The organism is Propionicimonas sp. T2.31MG-18, from assembly GCF_964266745.1.
Taxonomy (GTDB): domain Bacteria; phylum Actinomycetota; class Actinomycetes; order Propionibacteriales; family Propionibacteriaceae; genus Propionicimonas.
On the sequence record NZ_CAXWGX010000002.1, the window covers coordinates 31,394 to 49,244 of the forward strand.

Here is a 17,851-nt window from a genome sequence, read left to right on the forward strand (position 1 = left end):
TACCCCCTAGGGTATCACGAACGCTGCGTCGCCCGCCGGTCAGGGCCGTGCGGGACGACCCGGAAGCTCGATCCAGAACGTCGAGCCCTGACCGGGGACGGAGTCCACACCGTAGCGCCCCCGGTGCGCGGTCACGATGGCCGCCACGATGGCCAGGCCCAGGCCGGACCCACGCTCACCGGTGTCCCGCACCCGGTAGAAGCGGTCGAACACCCGGGGCAGCTCCTGGGGCGGGATGCCGCGACCCCGATCGGCAACCAGGACGCGGACCACGGGTCCCCGCTGCTCGGCCGAGAGGGTGACGGGCGTGCCGTCGTCGGAGTACTTGACCGCGTTGGCCACCAGGGCGGTGAGCGCCTGGCGAAGACGGTCGGAGTCGGCCAGCACGCCGGTGGCCCCCGACCGCTGGACGGTCACCCGGCGTCCCGGCTCACGCACCCGCAGGTCGGCGGCCAGGTCCTCCAGTACCTCCCCCAGTTCGAGCGGACGCAGGTCCAGCGCTGCGCCGTCGCTCAGCGCCGTCAGGTCCAGCAGGTCGTCGACGATCCGTCCCATGCGACCGGCCTCCGCGTTGATCCGGCGCATCGCGTCCGCCACCTGATCCTCGCCGACTAGGCCGCCCTGGGCGTAGAGCGAGGAGTAGCCCCGCAGGGTCGTCAACGGCGTCCGCAGCTCGTGGCTGGCGTCGGCGACGAAGCGGCGCAGCTGCTCCTGGCCGGCGGACGTGGTGGTGACCATCGCGTTGAAGGCCGCCCCCAGCCGTCCCGCCTCCGTCGCCGGGTGGTCGGTCTCGACAAGGACGGGGTCGCGTCCACCGGTGGCGGTGACGTGCTCTGCCGCCGCGGTCAGCCGGGCGATCGGGCGCAGCCCCAGCCGGTCCACCCAGTAGCTCACGAGCAGGGTGATCGCCGCCACCGCGAGCCACGCCAGCGCCAGGGCGATGACCAGCCGGCGCGAGGCCGCCTCCACCCCGCCCATCGACAGCGCGACGACCACCGTCCGCTGGGCCAGCGGCGCCTCGACCAGCCGGACCCGCTCGCCCGACCCCCCGGTCGTGGCACGGGTCACCGGGCCGGCGTCCCGCTCGTTGCCCAGCAGCACCGGCACCAGGCCGGGCTCCGCGTCGGGGGCGAGCACGGTGTTCAGCGTCCCGTTCAGCTTGTGGATGCCGACGTAGACGTCGGTGAGCAGGTCGGCTGCGGCGCCCGTCCCTGCCTCCGCCCGGGTCGAGACCGCGACCAGCGCCTTCGTGTTCGCCGAGAGGACGCGGAGGCGCTCGTCCACCTGCGAGACGAGGTACGACCGCTGCACGAGGGCCACGCCGGCGAAAGCCAGCGCGACGACGACCAGCAGCGTGCTGATCGCCACGACGAGCCGGCGGCGCAGGGTCATCACGACTCCCGGACGGCGTACCCGATGCCGCGCACCGTGTGGATCAGCCGCGGCTCCTGGGCGTCCACCTTCTTGCGCAGGCTGGAGATGAAGGACTCGATGATCGCCGACTCGCCACCGAAGTCGTACTGCCAGACCTGGTCGAGGATCTGGCCGCGGGTCACCACGCGTCCGGCGTTGGCCATCAGGCAGGCGAGCAGCTTGAACTCGGTGGCGGACAGCGTGAGCTCGCGCCCGCCCCTCCAGACGCGGTGCGCGTCGGCGTCGAGCACCAGGTCGGCCACCTGCCAGCGGGACGGCTCCGGCTGGCCGCCGCGGCGTCGCAGCGCCACCTGGACACGCGCGACCAGCTCTTCCAGCGCGAAGGGCTTCACCACGTAGTCGTCGCCGCCGGAGGTCAGCCCGCGCACGCGGTCGGACGTCGTCCCGCGCGCGGTCAGGAAGATCACCGCCGCCTGGCTGCCCGCGGCGCGCAGCCGGCGCAGCACCTCGTAGCCGTCGAGGTCGGGCAGCTGGATGTCGAGCACGACGACCTGCGGGTCGAGCGTGGCGGCCGCGGCCAGCGCCGCCGCTCCGGTGGCGGCGGACTCCACCGTGCAGCCCTGGAGCCGCAGCGCTGCGCCGACGAGGAACGAGATGTTCTCCTCGTCGTCGACCACGAGCACGCGAGGGCCGGCTGTCTCCACGGGTACAAGATGCCAGCAACCGCCACCGCGGACGAGCCGACCCGCACCGGCTTCCAGCAGATCTCCAGCTTTCCTTGACGCCGCCTCCAGCCCGGCCCGCCAGTCTCGTCACGAGAGCACACCGGGAGGGGAAGTCATGAGGTTCGTCCGGTCCATCGTCGCGGGAGCCGCCGTCGTGGTCGCCGGAGGCGTCCTGTACGCCGGCCAGGCCGCAGCGGACCCGTCCACGCCGACACCGTCGCCCACCGCGTCCACGGCCGTGGGGACGGCGGCGGCCCGGGGCGCGGGCGTGGCCTGGTTCTACCGTGCCCTGACCGTTGACCAGCGCCGGTGCCTCGCCGACGCGGGACTCCAGCGTCCCAAGGGTGCGCTGAGCGATGCCCAGCGCACCGAGCTCGCCGGCCAGGTGCGCGCCGCGCTGAAGGAATGTGGGGTCGAGCTTCCCGACAAGCTCGCCGGGCGCGACCGCCTGGGCTTCGGCTGGGCGTCCCTGAGCGTCGAACAGCAGCGGTGCCTCGCCGGCACGGAGCTCACCCGTCCATTCGGACGCCTCACCGACGCCCAGCGCGCCGCCCTGAAGCAGTCCCTGGTGGACGCCGCCGCCGCGTGCGGCGTCGCCCGCTGAGGCGGCCCGCGTCCCGCCCTGTCGCCGCGCGCCCGCCCCGCCGAGGGCCAGCCTTCCCCGCCGAAGGCCAGCCTTCCCCGCTGAAGGCCAGCGTTACGGCCGAGGGCCAGCCTTACCCGCCGAGGGCCAGCGCTACGGCCGAGGGCCAGCACCGGTGCACTGGCCCTCGGCGTCAAGGCTGGCCCTCGATGCGAATGATCCGTATCGGCGAATCAGGGCCTCCATCCGACGGACGAGCCGCCGCCGTCCACGACCTGCGTGCGTCGGCCGTCGCCGCCCGGTCCGTCACGCCCCAGGGCCAGCGTTACGGCCGACGGCCAGCACCGGTGCACTGGCCCTCGGCATCAAGGCTGGCCTTCGACACGAGAGGCTGGCCCTCGACACCAGAGGCTGGCCCTCGACGCCGGAGGCCGGCCGTCGGCGGGGGAGGCGGGCCCTCGACGTCGGAGGCGGGCGCTCGGCGGTGCGGGCTCGCCGACGACGGCGGGAGCTGCGCCCGACCCACGGACGCCGGGCGACGGAGTCCGGAAACGGCAGGTGCCGGGCCCCCGAAGGGACCCGGCACCGTGCGTGCGGGACGATCAGCCCTTGGTCAGCGGACCGAGGGTGGCGTCGTTGGCGTAGACCTCAGCAGCGTTGTCCTTGGTCACGATCACCGGGGCGATCAGGTAGGACGGGACGACCTTGACACCGTTGTCGTAGGACTTGGTGTCGTTGACCTCAGGGGTGCCACCGGCCTGCAGCGCCTGGACCATCTTGATGGACTGGGCGACGAGGAGGTTGGTGTCCTTGAAGATGGTCGAGTACTGCTTGCCGGCCATGATCGACTTGACCGACTCCACCTCGGAGTCCTGGCCGGTCACGACGGGCAGCGGCTTGCCGGCGGCGTCCACCGAAGCCATGGCCGCGCGGGCCAGGGTGTCGTTCGGGGAGAGGATGCCGTCGAGGTCGGCCTTCTGGTAGAAGCCGGAGAGCACGGTGTCGAAGCGCTTCTGCGCGTTCTCGGCCTTCCAGCCCTGGGTGACGACCTGCTCGAAGCTGGTCTGCTTCGACAGGACGGTCAGCGTGCCGTCGTCGATCTTCGGCTGGAGGACGCTCATGGCGCCCTCGAAGAAGACCTTGGCGTTGTTGTCGTCCGGCGAGCCGGCCATCAGTTCGACGTTCCACTTGGTCTTGTCGCCCTTGCGAGCCTTGAGGCCATCGAGCAGCGCGGTGCCCTGGAGCACGCCGACCTTGTAGTTGTCGAACGCGACGTAGTAGTCGACGTCCGGGGTGTTGGTGAGCAGGCGGTCGTAGGCGATCACGGTGATGCCGGCCTGCTTCGCCGCGGCGAGCTGGGTGCCCAGCTGGGAGCCGTCGATGGCGCCCACGATCAGGACCTTCGCGCCCTTCTCGATCATCGCGGTGATCTGGTTCTGCTGCTCGGTCACGCCGCCGTTGGCGAACTGCACCGTGCCCTTGAACCCGGCAGCGGTGAGGCCGTCGTTGAACAGCTTCTCCGCGAGGACCCAGTTCTCGGAGGTCTTCTGCGGCATCGCCACGCCGATGACGGCGTCCTTGGCGAACCCGGCTGCTGCACCCGATGCACTGCCACTGGCGGCCGGGGTCTCGGTGCGACCCCCGCCACAGCCGGTCAGAGCCAAAGCGCCCGCGGCCGCGAGCACAACCGCAGCCTTAGCGAACTTCTTCATCCCTACCTCTTTCTTCTTCCGGCAGCCGACTTGGCTCTCCCGGTTCCACCCGGCCACCCCTGCGTGGCCGGGAAGTCTTGCGTGACCGTCAGCTCAGCGCATCTCGGTCGGGTTGGCGCCCGCCTGCTCCTCGAGCAGGCCGGCCTCGGCCGGCGTGGTGGTCGCGGCCTCCTTGTTGCGGGCGAACATCCCGGTGATGGACGCCTTGCCCTGGCGCTTCTGCCACACGTCGAGCGCGACGGCGGCCAGCAGGACCAGGCCCTTGATCATCTGGGTGACGTCGGAACCGGCGCTCATCAGCTGCAGGCCGTTGTTGAGCACGGCCATCACCAGGCCACCGATGATCGACCCGATCACCGTGCCCACGCCGCCGGAGACCGCCGCGCCACCGATGAACACGGCGGCGATCGCGTCCAGCTCCCAGCCCACGCCGTCGAACGGGCCGGACGCGGTGGAGCGGCCGACGAACATGATGCCGGCGAACGCCGCCAGCACGGACATGTTCAGCATGACCAGGAAGTACGTGCGCCGGGTGTTGACGCCGGAGAGCTCCGCCGCGAGGCGGTTGCCACCGACGGCGTAGATGTGGCGACCGGTGACGGTGCGCTGGGTGACGAACGTGTAGAGGATCACCAGCGCGGCCAGGATCAGGCCGGGGACGGGGAAGGAGGTGCCCGGACGGCCGGAGCCGAACATCCAGGTCAGCCAGCCGACCACGACGGCCAGCAGCGCGATCCGGACGATGGTCACCCAGAACGGCGGGACCTCGGCGTTCACCTTGATCAGCGCACGGCGGTTCCGCAGCTGCATCCACACCAGGACGGCGATCGTGATCAGGCCCAGCAGCAGCGTGGAGTTGTTCATGCCGGTGTTCGGGCCCCACTCCGGCAGGTAGCCCGCGCCCAGGTACTGGAAGTCCTTGGGCACCGGCACGGTCAGCGACTTGCCGATGAACTGGTTGGCGCCGCGGAAGAACATGTAGCCGGCCAGGGTCACGATGAAGCCGGGGATGCCCATGTAGGCCACCCAGAAGCCCTGCCAGGCGCCACACAGCGCACCGATGGCGAGGCCTAGCAGGACGCCGGCCCACCACGGGATGCCCCAGTCGCGCATGGCGATCGCCACGACGATGCCGACGAAGGCCGCCACGGAGCCGACGGCCAGGTCGATGTGGCCGATGACGATGACCATGACCATGCCGATGGCCAGCACCAGCACGTAGCTGTTGCCGTTGATGAGGTTCATGAGGTTGGTCGGCGTGATGACCAGGCCGCCGGTCATGAGGTGGAAGAAGATCGCCAGCGCGACCAGGACGAACAGCATGCCGAACTGGCGCAGGCTGCCACCGAACAGTTTCTTCAGAGCTTCCATCGTTGTCTCTCCCCGCAGCTCAGGCTGCGCTCTTGGTGGTGTTCGGGATGAGGGTCATCAGCCGCATCAGGTCCTCCTGGGTGGCCTCGGCCACGTCCAGGCACCCGGTGATGGCACCCTGGCTGACCGTGTAGATGCGGTCGCACGTGCCCAGCAGTTCGGGCAGCTCGGAGGAGATCATCATGATCGCCTTGCCCTGGTCGGCGAGGGCGTTCATGATCCCGTACATCTCGTACTTGGCCCCCACGTCGATGCCGCGGGTGGGCTCGTCGAGGATCAGCACCTCGGGCTCGGTGAACAGCCACTTCGCCACGACGACCTTCTGCTGGTTCCCGCCGGAGAGCTTCACGACGCCCTCGTTGACGTTCGGCGTCTTGATCCGCAGTTCCTTGCGGTACTTCTCCGCGGCCATGAACTCGGCGTTGCGGTCGACCACCCCGTTCGGCGAGATCTGGTGCAGCTCCGCAGACACCACGGTGGTGCGGATGTCGTCCAGGAGGTTCAGCCCGAGCACCTTGCGGTCCTCGGTGACGTAGGCCAGGCCCAGCTCGATGGCCTGCTCGACGGTCTTCGGCGAGATCTCCTTGCCGTCGAGGAAGATCTGGCCCTTGACGTAGGTGCCGTAGGAGCGACCGAAGAGCGAGCGGGCCAGCTCGGTGCGTCCAGCACCCATCAGGCCGGCGAAGCCGACGATCTCGCCGCGCCGGAGGAAGAAGTTCGAGCCCTTGCAGACCAGCCGCTCGGTGACCTCCGGGTGCCGGATCGTCCAGTCCTTGACCTCGAACATGACCTCACCGGCGTGCGAGGTGTGCTCGGGGTAGCGGGACGTGAGCTCGCGGCCCACCATGCCCCGGATGATGCGGTCCTCGTCGACCCGCTCCCCCGGCGGCACGTCGATGGTCTCGACGCTCCGGCCGTCGCGGATGATCGTGATCGAGTCGGCGATGGCGGCGATCTCGTTCAGCTTGTGGCTGATCATGATGCAGGTCATGCCGTGGCTCTTGAACTCGCGGATCAGGTCGAGCAGGTGGGCCGAGTCGGTCTCGTTGAGCGCGGCCGTGGGCTCGTCGAGGATCAGCAGCTTCACGTCCTTGCTGATGGCCTTGGCGATCTCGACCAGCTGCTGCTTGCCGACACCGATGCTCTTGATCTGGGTGTCGGGGTCGTCCTGGAGCCCAACCCGCTCCATCAGCTCGCGCGCGCGCTGGCGCGCCGCGACCCAGTCGACCCCGAAGCGGCCACGGACCTCGTTGCCGAGGAAGATGTTCTCGGTGATCGACAGCTCCGGGATCAGCGCGAGCTCCTGGTGGATGATCACGATGCCCGCGTGCTCGCTGCTGCGGATGTTGTTGAAGGTGGCGAGATGCCCGTTGTAGAAGATCTCGCCGGTGTAGGTGCCGTGCGGGTGGACGCCGGAGAGGACCTTCATCAGGGTCGACTTGCCGGCACCGTTCTCGCCACAGATGGCGTGGATCTCACCCCTGTGGACCCTCAGCGAGACGCCGTCGAGGGCCTTGACGCCGGGGAACTCCTTGGAGATTTCCCGCATCTCCAGGATCAGGTCGGACTCGTTGGCCAACGGTTCCTCCGGTTCTGGTGGCGGACTGCACCACCGGTCGACGACGCTGTTCGGACGGAGGGCCCACTCTCGTGGAATGAACCGCTCTTTCCGCAGACTATGAACCCTCTTTATCCCTGTCAACGGTCGTTTCCGCCTCGTTATCGAATCGTTTTCATTCCATGATCGGTCGAATCAGCGCCCCAGAGGCGTTGAATCGCACGACGACGGGGCCTATGCTCCCCCTATGTCGCCGTCGACGGGCCGCACCTCCCTGCGGGATCGAACCCGGGATGAGGTCTTTGCCCTCATCCGCGACCACCGCGACCTCACCCGCTCGGCGCTTGTCGAGCTCACCGGCCTCCCCAGCAGCACCGTGGGCCATGCGGTGGCCCGGCTGCTGACCGAGGGACGGATCTCCGAGTCGGCCCTCGTGGCGAAGGGACGGGGATCGGGCAGCGGGCGTCCCGGCTCGATCCTGAACGCCGTGCCGACCGGTACCCGCACCGGCGCGATCGACTTCGGCCACCGCCACCTCACCGTCGGGCTGGGCGACGACACCGGCGCCCTGGTCGACCAGATCACGATCCCCGTGAACGTCGACCTCTCCCCCACCCGCGGCCTGGACGAGTCCGTCCGGCTCCTGGAAGAACTGTGCGCCCGCAACGGCGTCACGTCGCTGTCGTGCGTCGCCGCCGGCGTCCCCGGCCCGATCGAGGACGCCACCGGCCTGGTGTGCTCGACCACGACGCTGTCCAACTGGGCCGGCATGTTCCCGGTGCAGGAGCTCGAGCGGCGACTGGGCGTGCCCGCCGTCGTGGGCAACGACGCGAGCGTCGGCGCTCTCGGCGAGCTGCACCGGGGGGCCGGACGCGGGCACCGCGACTTCCTCTACATCAAGGCGTCCCACGGGATCGGCGCAGGCCTGGTCGTGAACGGACAGCTCTACCAGGGCGGGTCGGGGTTCGCCGGAGAGATCGGCCACATCATCATCGCCGGGCGCCCCGAGCTGTGTCGCTGCGGCAACCGGGGTTGCCTCGAGGCCGTCATCTCCGTGCCGTCCGTCCGCGAACAGCTCAGCCACACCCATCCCCACCTCGATCCGGAGACGATCGACCTGGCCACCCTCGACGACCCGATCTCGGCCCGCATCCTCAACGAGGCGGGTCGCTCGCTCGGCGCCGTCCTCGCCGGGCTGTGCGACCTGTTCAACCCGACGGCCCTGATCATCGGCGGCGAGCTGGGTTCCTCGGGCAAGCCGCTGATCGACGGCGTCCGCGCCTCGGTCAACCGTTTCGCCCAGCCGGCCACCTCCGGCGCGGTGCAGGTCATGCCGGCGGGCCTGGGGCGTCGCGCCGAGATCGTCGGGGCCGCCCAGCTGGCCGGCATCCACGCCCGCGCCTGACGGTCTCCGGCGCCGTCGGGGACGCCTCCCCGACGGGTCCGCGCACGCCGTCCACAACACCGCCGGGGTTGCCCCGAAGGGGCATGATGGGGGCATGAGCACAACGCGTGCCGCGTCCGGACGCCGGACCCTGTGGATGCTCCTCGCGGGAGTGCTGGCGGTGGCCGGGATCACCGGCTTCCTCGCCCGCGGGGCCGTCGCGGATCCCGTCCTTCCGCCGCTGACCCCGTCCGAGCTGCTGACGAAGGTCGCCACGGCGAAGGTCGACGCCCTGTCGGCCACCTTCGAGCAGCGCAGCGACCTCGGCCTGCCCGCGCTGCCCACCGGCTCCCTGCCGGACGGCGACGCCGTGCAGTCGGCACTGGCGATGCTCACCGGCGACCACACCGCCCGGGTCTGGCTCGACGGGCCGGACCGCGCGAAGGTCGCACTCGTCGACGGCGCCACGGAGACCGCCGTGATCCGCAACGGCGACCAGCTGTGGACGTGGTCGAGCGAGAAGCAGCGCGCCGGCCACGCCACCATCAGCCCGGGCGAGAAGCCGGCGCCCTCGGCCACGCCGGTCTCGCCCAGCGAGGCCGTGCAACGCTTCCTCGACGCGATCGGACCCAGCACCGACATTGCGACCTCGGGAACCGGCTACGTCGCGGGACGCGCGGTGTACCAGCTCGTGCTCAGCCCCACCGACGACGCCAGCCTGGTCGGCCAGGTGCGGCTGTCCGTCGACGCGGAGACCTTCGTGCCGCTCGGGCTGCGGGTGATCGCGGACGACGGCAGCGACGCGGTGAGCGTGGCGGCCACGTCGGTGGAGTACACCCGCCCGGACGCCTCGATCTTCGCCTTCACCCCACCGCCGGGCGCGGAGGTCACGGAACTGACCGCTCCCGAGCGGCCCGCCGGCACCCCGACAGCAGGGCAGGAGAAGAAGCCCACCGTCGTCGGGTCCGGCTGGACGGCCGTCGCGGTGACCACCGTCGCTGGCGCCCCGGACAAGGCCACGTCCACCGTGCTGGAGTCCCTGCCCGAGGTGTCGGGCAGCTGGGGACGCGGCCGGCTGGTGAGCACGACCCTGCTCACCGTGGTGATCACCGACGACGGCCGGGTGGCCGCCGGGGCCGTCACCCCGGACCGGGTGTACGCCGCGCTGGCGAAGAGGTGAGCCCCGACTCGCCCGCCATCTCGTCCACGGGGCTGGCCAAGCGGTTCGGCCGCCAGCAGGTCGTGGCCGAGCTCGCCCTCGACGTCCCCCGCGGCTCCTGCTACGGCTTCATCGGGCCCAACGGCTCGGGCAAGACCACCACGATCCGGATGCTGCTGGGCATGGTGCGTCCGGACGCGGGGACGTGCGCGCTGCTGGGCGAACCGATGCCGGCCGCCGCGGCCGCCGTCCTGCCCAGGGTCGGCGCCCTCGTCGAGGGCCCGGCCTTCCACCCGTACCTCTCCGGCCTGGCGAACCTGCTGCGCGTGGACGCGGCGGACGCCACCAGTGACGCCGCCACCGCACGTTCCCGGGTGGGCGCGGCGCTCGACCGCGTGGGCCTGATCGCCGCCGCCAACAAGCGCTATCGCGCCTACTCCCTCGGCATGCGCCAGCGCCTGGCGATCGCCGCGGCGCTGCTCCAGCCCCGCGACCTGCTGGTGCTCGACGAGCCCACCAACGGCCTCGACCCGCAGGGCACCCGCGAGGTGCGCCACCTCGTCGCGGACCTCGCCGCGGAGGGCCGGACGATCTTCGTCTCCAGCCACCTGCTCTCCGAGGTCGAGCAGCTGTGCGACCACGTCGGCGTGATGCGCGAGGGCCGGCTGGTGGCGCAGGGACGGATGGACGAGCTCGGCGGGCTGCGGGCCCGCCGGTTCCGGCTGCAGACCGCCGACACCGCGGCGGCCCACCTCGTGCTCAAGCGCCTGGGGGTCGGCGACGCCGTCGAGGGCGTGGACGGCATCGTCGGCAGCCTCGGCGAGCTGGAACCGTCCCGGATCGTGGCGGAGCTGGTGGGCGACGGCGTCGCCGTCCGCTCGTTCGCGCCGGTGCGCCCGACGCTGGAGGAGGCGTTCGTCGAACTCACCGGGGAGGGCTTCGATGTCAGTGGCTGAGGCGGGCGCGACGATCCGTCCGCGCCGGCGCGGGGCGTGGGCGCGCCTTTTCGCGTCCGAGCTCGGGCTGGTCTTCGGGAGGCGCCGCAACCAGATCGGCCTGGCGGTCCTCGCCGGGCTGGTGGTGATGCTCGGAGTGGCGCTGAAGGCGTCCTCATTGCGCCACCCGGGAGAGCGGGGCGGCGACCTCATGTCTGCCGTGGCGGGCAACGGCGTGTACCTCGGCTTCGCCGGCCTCACCATCGAGATCGCCCTGTTCCTGCCGCTGGCGGTGTCCGTGCTGGCCGGGGACGCGATCGCCGGTGAGGCCAACCTCGGGACGCTGCGCTACCTGCTGGCCGCACCCGTCGGACGGCTGCGGCTGCTCGGCGTGAAGGCGGCGTCCCTCGCCGTCGGGGCAGTCACCGGGGCCGCGCTGGTGGCGGTCACCGGGGTGCTGGTGGGGACGGCGCTGTTCGGCGCCGGTCCGCTGGTGACCCTCTCCGGCAGCCGGATCAGCGTCGCCGACGGCCTGGTGCGGCTGCTGCTGGCGACCCTGTACGTCGCCGCGGGCCTCGCCGCGCTGGGCATGATCGGGTTGTTCATCTCCACGCTCACCGAGCAGCCGATCGCGGCCACCGTGGCGACGGCGATGGCGAGCACGGTGCTGTGGATCCTGGACGCCGTCCCCCAGCTCGACTGGCTGCACCCCTGGCTGCTCGTCGACCGCTGGCCCGCCTTCGTCGACCTGTTGCGGGATCCGGTCTTCCCCGACCGGATCCTCAGCGGGCTCTGGGTGGACGCGGCCTACGCCGCAGTCTTCTTCTGCGCGGCCTGGCTGAGGTTCCGGAGCAAGGACATCACCAGCTGATCCGGCATCGGAGCCGCCTTGGGGAATCGAACCCCAGACCTACGCTTTACGAGAGCGTCGCTCTACCGACTGAGCTAAGGCGGCGCGGCCGTCGACCGGCCGAGGCACAACTATAGGGGGTCCGGGCGCCCGGTACTCACTCGGGCCCGCCGCTCACCGGCAACGGACGCCGTCCGCGGGCATGGTGCCCTCCACCAGGTAGTCGATGACGATCTCGTCCACGCATGACGACTTGCCGCCGTAGGACCCGTGGCCCTCGCCCTCGTACGTGACCAGCACGCCCGACTCGAGCTGTTCGGCCATGTCGACCGCCTGCTGGTAGGGCGTCGCGTTGTCGCCCGTCCCGCCGATCACCAGCAGCGGCGCCGCCGCGGCGCCACGGATCGTCAGGGGCGCAGCCGGGCGCACCGGCCAGAGCGCGCAGTGGTAGTCCGGGCCGAAGTAGCGGCCGAAGATGGGGGCCTTCTGCTGGTCCTTCGCCCAGGTGGCGTCCGCGTCGAGGATGCCCTTGTCCTGATCGGTGTCGAGGCAACCGATCGCAGGGAAGGCGTAGAACATCGTGCCGTAGGCGCCCTTGCCGTTCCGGTCGTTCAGGGAGTCCGCGGCCGCCAGCAGCGGCTGGCCGCTGCCGTTGTCGGCCGCGGCGACCATCGCGGTGAGGGTGGGCCACGCCTGCGTCCCGCCGTACAGCATCGCGGCCACGCCGGTCACCGCGAGGCTCTGGGTGAGCGCCCTCTGGCCGACCGGCAGCGCGCCGCCGTCCAGCCGGTCGAGCAGGCCGGTGACGGCGTCCAGCACGTCCTGCTTCGTGTCGCCCAGCACGCAGCTGCGCTGCGCGCACCACTGCGCGTAGTTGCCGAGGGCCAGGTCGAAGCCCATCGCCTGGATCACCTCGCTGTCGTCGGTGATGTCGACCGCGGCGTCCAGCACCAGCCGGCCGGTGTTCGGGCCGAACAACTCCGCGTAGGTCGCGCCGATCTGCGTCCCGTACGAGTAGCCCAGGTAGTGCAGCTTCGCGTCCCCCACCAGCTGCCGCAGCAGGTCGAGGTCGCGGACCGTCTCGGTCGTGGAGATGTGCTCCAGCAGTTCCCCGCTGTGCTCCCAGCAGGACGCTCCGAACGCGTAGTAGCCGCGGATCAGCGCCGCCCGCTCCGCTGCGTCGTCGGGCGAGGAGTCGAGGTTGTTCAGAGCATCGGTCTCCGCGGGCCCGTAGCAGACCACGGGCGTCGAGTCCCCCGTGCCGCGCGGGTCCCACCCGACGATGTCGTACTGCTCGAGACCGATGCGCTCGAACCGTGCGGCGAGCTCCTTGCCGGAGGCGCCGGGGCCGCCGGGGTTCACGAACAGGGTGCCCAGCCGTGGCTCCCTGGTCGCGGGCACACGCCGCATCGACAGGGTGACCGCCCGCCGGCCGGGGTTCGCGTAGTCGAGCGGGGCGAGCACGTCCGCGCATTCGGTACCCCCGCCGCAGTCGTCCCAGGACACCTTCTGGGCGAGGTACGCGCCCAGGTCGTCCCCTTCGAGGCCGGGCACGAGGCCCTCGACGGCGGGTTCCACGGGCGGCAGCACCGGACGGTCGACCGCCGGGCCGGGCACAGAGGAGATGCGGATCTGGGCCGCATCGGGGTTGGCCGCGGGGACGCAACCGGCCAGCGTCAGCCCAGCGACGATCGCTGCCAGACCGCTGCGGACGCCCGAGTGCACGCGCACAGCCTAGTTGCTCCTCCGCTGCCGCCCTCGTGCCGTCGTGCCGCCCTCGTGCTGCCCTCGTGCTGCCACTCGCGTTACGCCGCTCACGCCGCCACTCGCGTCACGCCGTGAGGCCGCCACTCGCGTCACGCCGTCAGGCCGTCACTCGCGTTACGCCGGTCACGCCGTCACGCCGTCGGCGGCGGCCCGGAGCTGGTCGCCGTTCAGCCGGCCCTGCGTCGCGGACGGTCCGTGCGTCCCGCATCGAGGGCCAGCCTTCCGGTCGAGGGCTCGTGCACCGGGGCTGGCCGTCGGCCGTAACGCTGGCCTTCGGCGAGGAAGGCTGGCCCTGGGCGGTCGGGCTGGCCCTCGGCGGGGGAGGCCGGACGGCGGTGCTCAGGGATGCGGTGCCGCTGGCTCGGGCGCCCCGGTGGGCCGCGGCGGGTGGACGCGGGCGAGGGGACACGTGAGGCGCTCCTGCTCGAGCTGCACCACCACCGCGTCCTGGGGAACGCTGTGCGCCACCACCACGCCCTGCCCCCGGTCGGTGTCGACGCGGGTGCCCAGGCCGGGAGCCCGCTTCTTGAAGTCGACGTAGAGCGTGTTCTCGTAGGTCAGGCAGCACATCAGCCGTCCGCAGGTGCCCTGCAGCTGGGACGGGTTGTTGGGCAGCGCCTGCTCGCGTGCCAGCCGCGGCGGGACCGACTCACGCGGCGGCCCCATCACCGCGCAGCAGCACTCGCGCCCGCAGGGCCCGAAGCCGCCCAGGATCGCCGCGGCGTCACGCGTGCCGACCTGGCGGAGGTCGATGCGGGCCTGCAGCGCACGGGCGAGGTCAGTGAGCAGCCCGCGGAAGTCGACGCGTCCGGGCGCCTCGAAGTAGACCACCGCCTGCTGGTCGAAGTGGTCGCTCTGGTCGACGAAGTCGACGCCGACCACCCGCATGGGCAGGTCGTGGCGGGCGATCAGGCGCCGCGCGACGGCGGCGATCTCCGCCCGGCGCCGGCGGTTGTCCGCGTCCCGCTTGCGGTGCTGGTCCCCGGCCGGGCCGAGGCACTCCAGCAGGGCTCCGGCCCACTCGACCTCCGCGGGGCCCCACACGCAGCGGGCGACCTCCGCGCCCTCGCCGGTGGCGACGACCACTGCCTGGCCGTAGGCGTAGTCGGCCGCACCGGGGTCGACGTAGTAGAGCCGGCCCAGAGGCTCGAACGACACGGCCATCACCCGGGGCATGAAGGCACTCTAGGGGACGCCGGTCCCGCGGCGTGACCGTGAGGCCAAAGCGGAAGCCCCGGCCGGGGGGTCCGCGACGCTCACTGGGCGGTGGCGGCCCGTTCGCGCTTGTCACGCTCACGACCGGCCCGGAAGGCCCGGTCGAGGCTCCAGCCGCCGCCCCCGATCAGCAGCAGCAGGAGGCCGACGGTGGCCAGCAGCAGCTCGTACTCGCCGAGGAAGCCGGGACGGCCTGACACGAAGACGCTCCAGGTTCCCCAGTAGACGAAGGCGAGGGCGCCGCCGGCGATCAGCGCGATGCCCAGCCCGGCTGCGCGGGTGAGCAGGCCGAGCAGCAGGGCGAGCGCGATGAGTTCGCACGCCACCCCGGTGACGATCGCCATGATCCCCGGCTCGGGGATGATCGTCGTCGCGAACTGGGCCTGGGCTGCAGGGATGTCGGTCAGGATGTTCAGGCCGCGGACGGCGAAGATCCCGGCCAGCACGAGGCGCAGCAGGAACAGCCCCAGGGACCCCCAGAACTTGTCGTTGGTGCGCTTGTGGACCACCACCGGGGCCGGGGCGACGACCGGCATCGGCGCCGGGGCGGCCAGGGCCGCGACGCGGGCGTCCCGGCGCGCGGCACGCTCGGCGGCCAGCTTCTGCTCCTCCTCCGACAGCTGCTCCAGGCGGGTGGGCTCGGGGCTCGGGCCCGACGTCGGGGTCGGCGGACGGAAGATCGCGTCCGCCGGCGCGGGGCTGGGGACGGGCACCGGCTCGTCTGCGATCACGAGGCGCTGGGTCTCTGCGGTCTCGGGCTGGGCCACCGCGACCGTGGGCTCCTCCGGGTACGCGCTGAAGTAGGTGGGGCCGGACGATGACGACGGGGCGGGAGGTTCGACCGCCTCCGGAGCCTCGACCGGAGCGGGCTCCTCAGCCGCTTCCGGAACCTCTGCCGGCGCGACATCCTCGACCGGTTCTTCCGCTTCCGGAACCTCGGACGGCGCGGGCTCCTCGGCCGGCGCGACCGCTTCCGGAACCTCGGGCTCCTCGACCGGCGCGTTCGCCTCCGCGCCCTCGATCGGCGCCGCGACGGGGTCGGTGCGCTCCTCAGCGACAGGCACCACGGCCTCCTCTGCCGGCTCGGGGGCCGCCTCGGTGGGCTCGTCCACCACCGGCGCGGGTGTCTGGAGGACCTGGGTGGCCTCCTCGGACGGCGAGGCGGCCGGCCGGGTCAGCGCGACGGTGTCCTCGGCGGGGGCGGGCGTGACGGGGTACCAGTTCCCGGTGTCGGGCCTGGGCGGGTCGTCCAGCTGTTCGGGTTCGCGCGGCTCGGTCACGGGGGAAGTCCTCTCGATGCACACTGACGTCAGTCCATGCTGGCATCCGCGACAGGCTTACCCTCTCAGCGACACGGCGAAGCCGTGCCTCGCGTCAGCCCGGCCCGCCGAGGGTCAGCATCAGCGACTCCATGGCCAGCAGGGGCGCGACGTTGGTCTCCAGGGCCGTGCGGCAGGCGAGGATCGCGTCCAGCTTGCCGACGGTCGCCTCGGGCGTGGTGCGCCGGGCCAGTTCGGCGATGTCGTCGGCGAACTCGGCGTTGATCGGTTCCGCCCCGGCCCCGGTCTGGAGCGCCAGCACGTCGCGGTAGAACGAGGTGAGTTCGGTGAGCACGCGGTCCAGCGCGTCCCGCTGGATCCTCTTGGCCCGGGCCTTCTGCTGGTCCTCGAGCTCGCGCAGCGCAGCCTGCGCGTTGCGCGGGCGGACGCCGCGGGTGGTGAGGCCGAGGGCCTCGGAGAGCTCCGTCCGCTCCCGCGCGTCCAGCTCGGCGGTGAGCACGGTCGCCTCCTGGGTGGCCGCCTCGACCAGCGTCGCCGCGGCGTCCAGGCAGGTGCCGAGCGAGCGGAGGCGGCCGGGAAGCCGCAGCACCTCCTGGCGGCGCTCGCGCACCGAGGGGTTGCGGGCCAGCGCGCGGGCGCGTCCGATGTGACCCTGCGCCACCCGTGCCGCGAACGCGGCGAGTTCGGGGTCGACGCCGTCCCGCCGCCGCAGGAGCTCGGTGATCGCGGCCGTGCTGGGGGTGCTCAGTTCCACCCGTCGGCACCGGGAGCGGATCGTGGCGACCACGTCCTCCGCCGTGGGAGCGCACAGCAGCCACACGGTCCGCGCGGCCGGCTCCTCGATGCTCTTCAGCAGCGCGTCCGCCCCGCGCTCGGTGATGCGGTCGGCGTCCTCGACGACCAGCACCTGGTAGCGGCCCATGGTGGGCGCCATCGCCGCCCTCCGGACGAGCTCGCGCACCTCGTCCACGCCGATGCTCAGCGCCTCGGTGCGCACCAGGGTGACGTCCGGATGGGCGCCACTGAGGGACGTGGTGCAGGTGTTGCACTCCCCGCAGCCGCCCACCGCGCACTGCAGCGCGGCGGCGAAGGCCCGCGCGGCGTTCGAGCGGCCCGACCCCGGCGGGCCGGTGAGCAGCCACGCGTGGCTCATGGCGTGCCGGTTGCCGCCGGCCCCCGCGGCGCGCACCGCGCGCTGGAGGGTCTCCACCACCCGGTCCTGGCCGATCAGGTCGGCCCAGACCCCCGTGGTTCCCGCGGTCGTCGTCACGGTGCCACTGTGCCACCGGGCACTGACAGCAGCGGGGCCACCCGCGCACGAACCAGCTCCGCCAGCTTCCGGACGCCGGTCCGGGCCGGCAGCACCAGGTAGTGCTCGGGGTCGCGGGCAGCCAGGTCGAGGAAGAACTGGCGCGCGCGCAGGTGCAGGTCGGCCCCGGCGTCCTCCAGGCGGTCCTTGTCCCGGATGGTCGCCAGGCCCCGGTCCGGATCGAGGTCGAGCAGGACGGTCAGGTCCGGCAGCAGGTCGTCGGTCGCCCAGCGGGCGATCTGCTCGACCCGGTCGGGGTCGAGCACCCGGCCCGCACCCTGGTAGGCCAGCATCGAGTCGACGTACCGGTCGGAGATCACCACGGCACCGCGTCGCAGGGCCGGCATCACCACCTCGTGGACATGCTGGGCCTTGTCCGCGGCGTACATCAGGGCCTCGGCCCTCGGGGAGACGTCGCCCCAGGTCGGGTTGAGCACCAGGTCGCGCAGCGTGGCGCCGATCGCGGTGTCGCCGGGCTGGAAGGTGAGCACGACCTCGCGTCCCTGCTGGCGCACCCAGTCGGCGAGCCGGCGGGCCTGCGTGGACTTGCCCACGCCGTCCCCGCCCTCGAACACGATGAAGACGCCGTCGGGGGCCGTGTTCTGCGGTGGGACCGGTGGCATCGTCGG

15 protein-coding genes and 1 tRNA gene are annotated in these 17,851 nt (G+C 72.0%); 5 read left to right on the plus strand and 11 right to left on the minus strand.

Going from position 1 to position 17,851, the window contains the following annotated elements:
* Positions 1-39: 39 nt before the first annotated feature.
* Entirely contained in the window at positions 40-1,392 is a 1,353-nt protein-coding gene (locus tag ACFQQJ_RS03180) for a sensor histidine kinase (protein ID WP_377104032.1), read from the minus strand.
* Complete coding sequence (locus ACFQQJ_RS03185; protein ID WP_377104034.1) at positions 1,392-2,078, minus strand: response regulator transcription factor; 687 nt, start codon at positions 2,076-2,078, stop codon at positions 1,392-1,394. The genes ACFQQJ_RS03180 and ACFQQJ_RS03185 overlap by 1 nt, the downstream gene beginning before the upstream one ends.
* Positions 2,079-2,214: 136 nt before the next feature.
* Here ACFQQJ_RS03185 and ACFQQJ_RS03190 point away from each other — a divergent pair, with 136 nt between their 5' ends.
* On the plus strand, positions 2,215-2,703 hold the full coding sequence (locus ACFQQJ_RS03190) for a hypothetical protein (RefSeq protein WP_377104036.1): 489 nt from the start codon (positions 2,215-2,217) through the stop codon (positions 2,701-2,703).
* 581 nt (positions 2,704-3,284) lie between these two features.
* Here ACFQQJ_RS03190 and ACFQQJ_RS03195 read toward each other — a convergent pair.
* The 3 genes from ACFQQJ_RS03195 to mmsA all read right to left on the minus strand — a co-directional run bounded on the left by ACFQQJ_RS03195 (position 3,285) and on the right by mmsA (position 7,344).
* Complete coding sequence (locus tag ACFQQJ_RS03195) at positions 3,285-4,394, minus strand: substrate-binding domain-containing protein (protein ID WP_377104038.1); 1,110 nt, start codon at positions 4,392-4,394, stop codon at positions 3,285-3,287.
* Between the two features lie 93 nt (positions 4,395-4,487).
* A complete protein-coding gene (gene mmsB / locus ACFQQJ_RS03200; RefSeq protein ID WP_377104040.1) occupies positions 4,488-5,765 on the minus strand; it encodes a multiple monosaccharide ABC transporter permease in 1,278 nt (425 codons plus the stop codon).
* Between the two features lie 19 nt (positions 5,766-5,784).
* Positions 5,785-7,344 carry a multiple monosaccharide ABC transporter ATP-binding protein gene (mmsA, locus tag ACFQQJ_RS03205; protein ID WP_377104042.1) on the minus strand — a complete coding sequence of 520 codons (1,560 nt, stop codon included), beginning with the start codon at positions 7,342-7,344 and terminating at the stop codon, positions 5,785-5,787.
* A 226-nt stretch (positions 7,345-7,570) separates the two neighbouring features.
* Here mmsA and ACFQQJ_RS03210 point away from each other — a divergent pair, with 226 nt between their 5' ends.
* The 4 genes from ACFQQJ_RS03210 (at position 7,571) to ACFQQJ_RS03225 (ending at position 11,672) form a co-directional block, all read left to right on the plus strand.
* Complete coding sequence (locus tag ACFQQJ_RS03210) at positions 7,571-8,728, plus strand: ROK family protein (RefSeq protein WP_377104044.1); 1,158 nt, start codon at positions 7,571-7,573, stop codon at positions 8,726-8,728.
* A 94-nt stretch (positions 8,729-8,822) separates the two neighbouring features.
* Positions 8,823-9,887 carry an outer membrane lipoprotein carrier protein LolA gene (locus ACFQQJ_RS03215; protein ID WP_377104046.1) on the plus strand — a complete coding sequence of 355 codons (1,065 nt, stop codon included), beginning with the start codon at positions 8,823-8,825 and terminating at the stop codon, positions 9,885-9,887.
* A complete protein-coding gene (locus ACFQQJ_RS03220; protein WP_377104048.1) occupies positions 9,884-10,822 on the plus strand; it encodes an ABC transporter ATP-binding protein in 939 nt (312 codons plus the stop codon). Before ACFQQJ_RS03215 ends, ACFQQJ_RS03220 begins: the two co-directional genes overlap by 4 nt.
* Positions 10,809-11,672 carry an ABC transporter permease gene (locus tag ACFQQJ_RS03225; protein ID WP_377104050.1) on the plus strand — a complete coding sequence of 288 codons (864 nt, stop codon included), beginning with the start codon at positions 10,809-10,811 and terminating at the stop codon, positions 11,670-11,672. The genes ACFQQJ_RS03220 and ACFQQJ_RS03225 overlap by 14 nt, the downstream gene beginning before the upstream one ends.
* A gap of 11 nt (positions 11,673-11,683) precedes the next feature.
* Here ACFQQJ_RS03225 and ACFQQJ_RS03230 read toward each other — a convergent pair.
* From ACFQQJ_RS03230 to tmk, 6 genes are all read right to left on the minus strand, one after another.
* Positions 11,684-11,756 (minus strand) — tRNA-Thr (locus tag ACFQQJ_RS03230).
* Positions 11,757-11,825: 69 nt separating this feature from the next.
* Positions 11,826-13,376 (minus strand): alpha/beta hydrolase, encoded by a 1,551-nt coding sequence (locus tag ACFQQJ_RS03235; RefSeq protein WP_377104052.1) that lies wholly within the window; start codon positions 13,374-13,376, stop codon positions 11,826-11,828.
* Between the two features lie 381 nt (positions 13,377-13,757).
* On the minus strand, positions 13,758-14,594 hold the full coding sequence (locus ACFQQJ_RS03240; RefSeq protein WP_377104054.1) for a stage 0 sporulation family protein: 837 nt from the start codon (positions 14,592-14,594) through the stop codon (positions 13,758-13,760).
* Positions 14,595-14,674: 80 nt separating this feature from the next.
* Positions 14,675-15,913 (minus strand): DoxX family membrane protein, encoded by a 1,239-nt coding sequence (locus ACFQQJ_RS03245; protein WP_377104056.1) that lies wholly within the window; start codon positions 15,911-15,913, stop codon positions 14,675-14,677.
* Between the two features lie 94 nt (positions 15,914-16,007).
* Positions 16,008-17,183, minus strand: coding sequence for a DNA polymerase III subunit delta' (locus ACFQQJ_RS03250; RefSeq protein ID WP_377104058.1), 1,176 nt, complete (start codon positions 17,181-17,183; stop codon positions 16,008-16,010).
* The gene (gene tmk, locus ACFQQJ_RS03255) at positions 17,180-17,845 is read right to left on the minus strand and encodes a dTMP kinase (RefSeq protein ID WP_377104060.1); all 666 of its coding nucleotides are present in this window, start codon (positions 17,843-17,845) and stop codon (positions 17,180-17,182) included. The genes ACFQQJ_RS03250 and tmk overlap by 4 nt, the downstream gene beginning before the upstream one ends.
* Between the last annotated feature and the right edge of the window lie 6 nt (positions 17,846-17,851).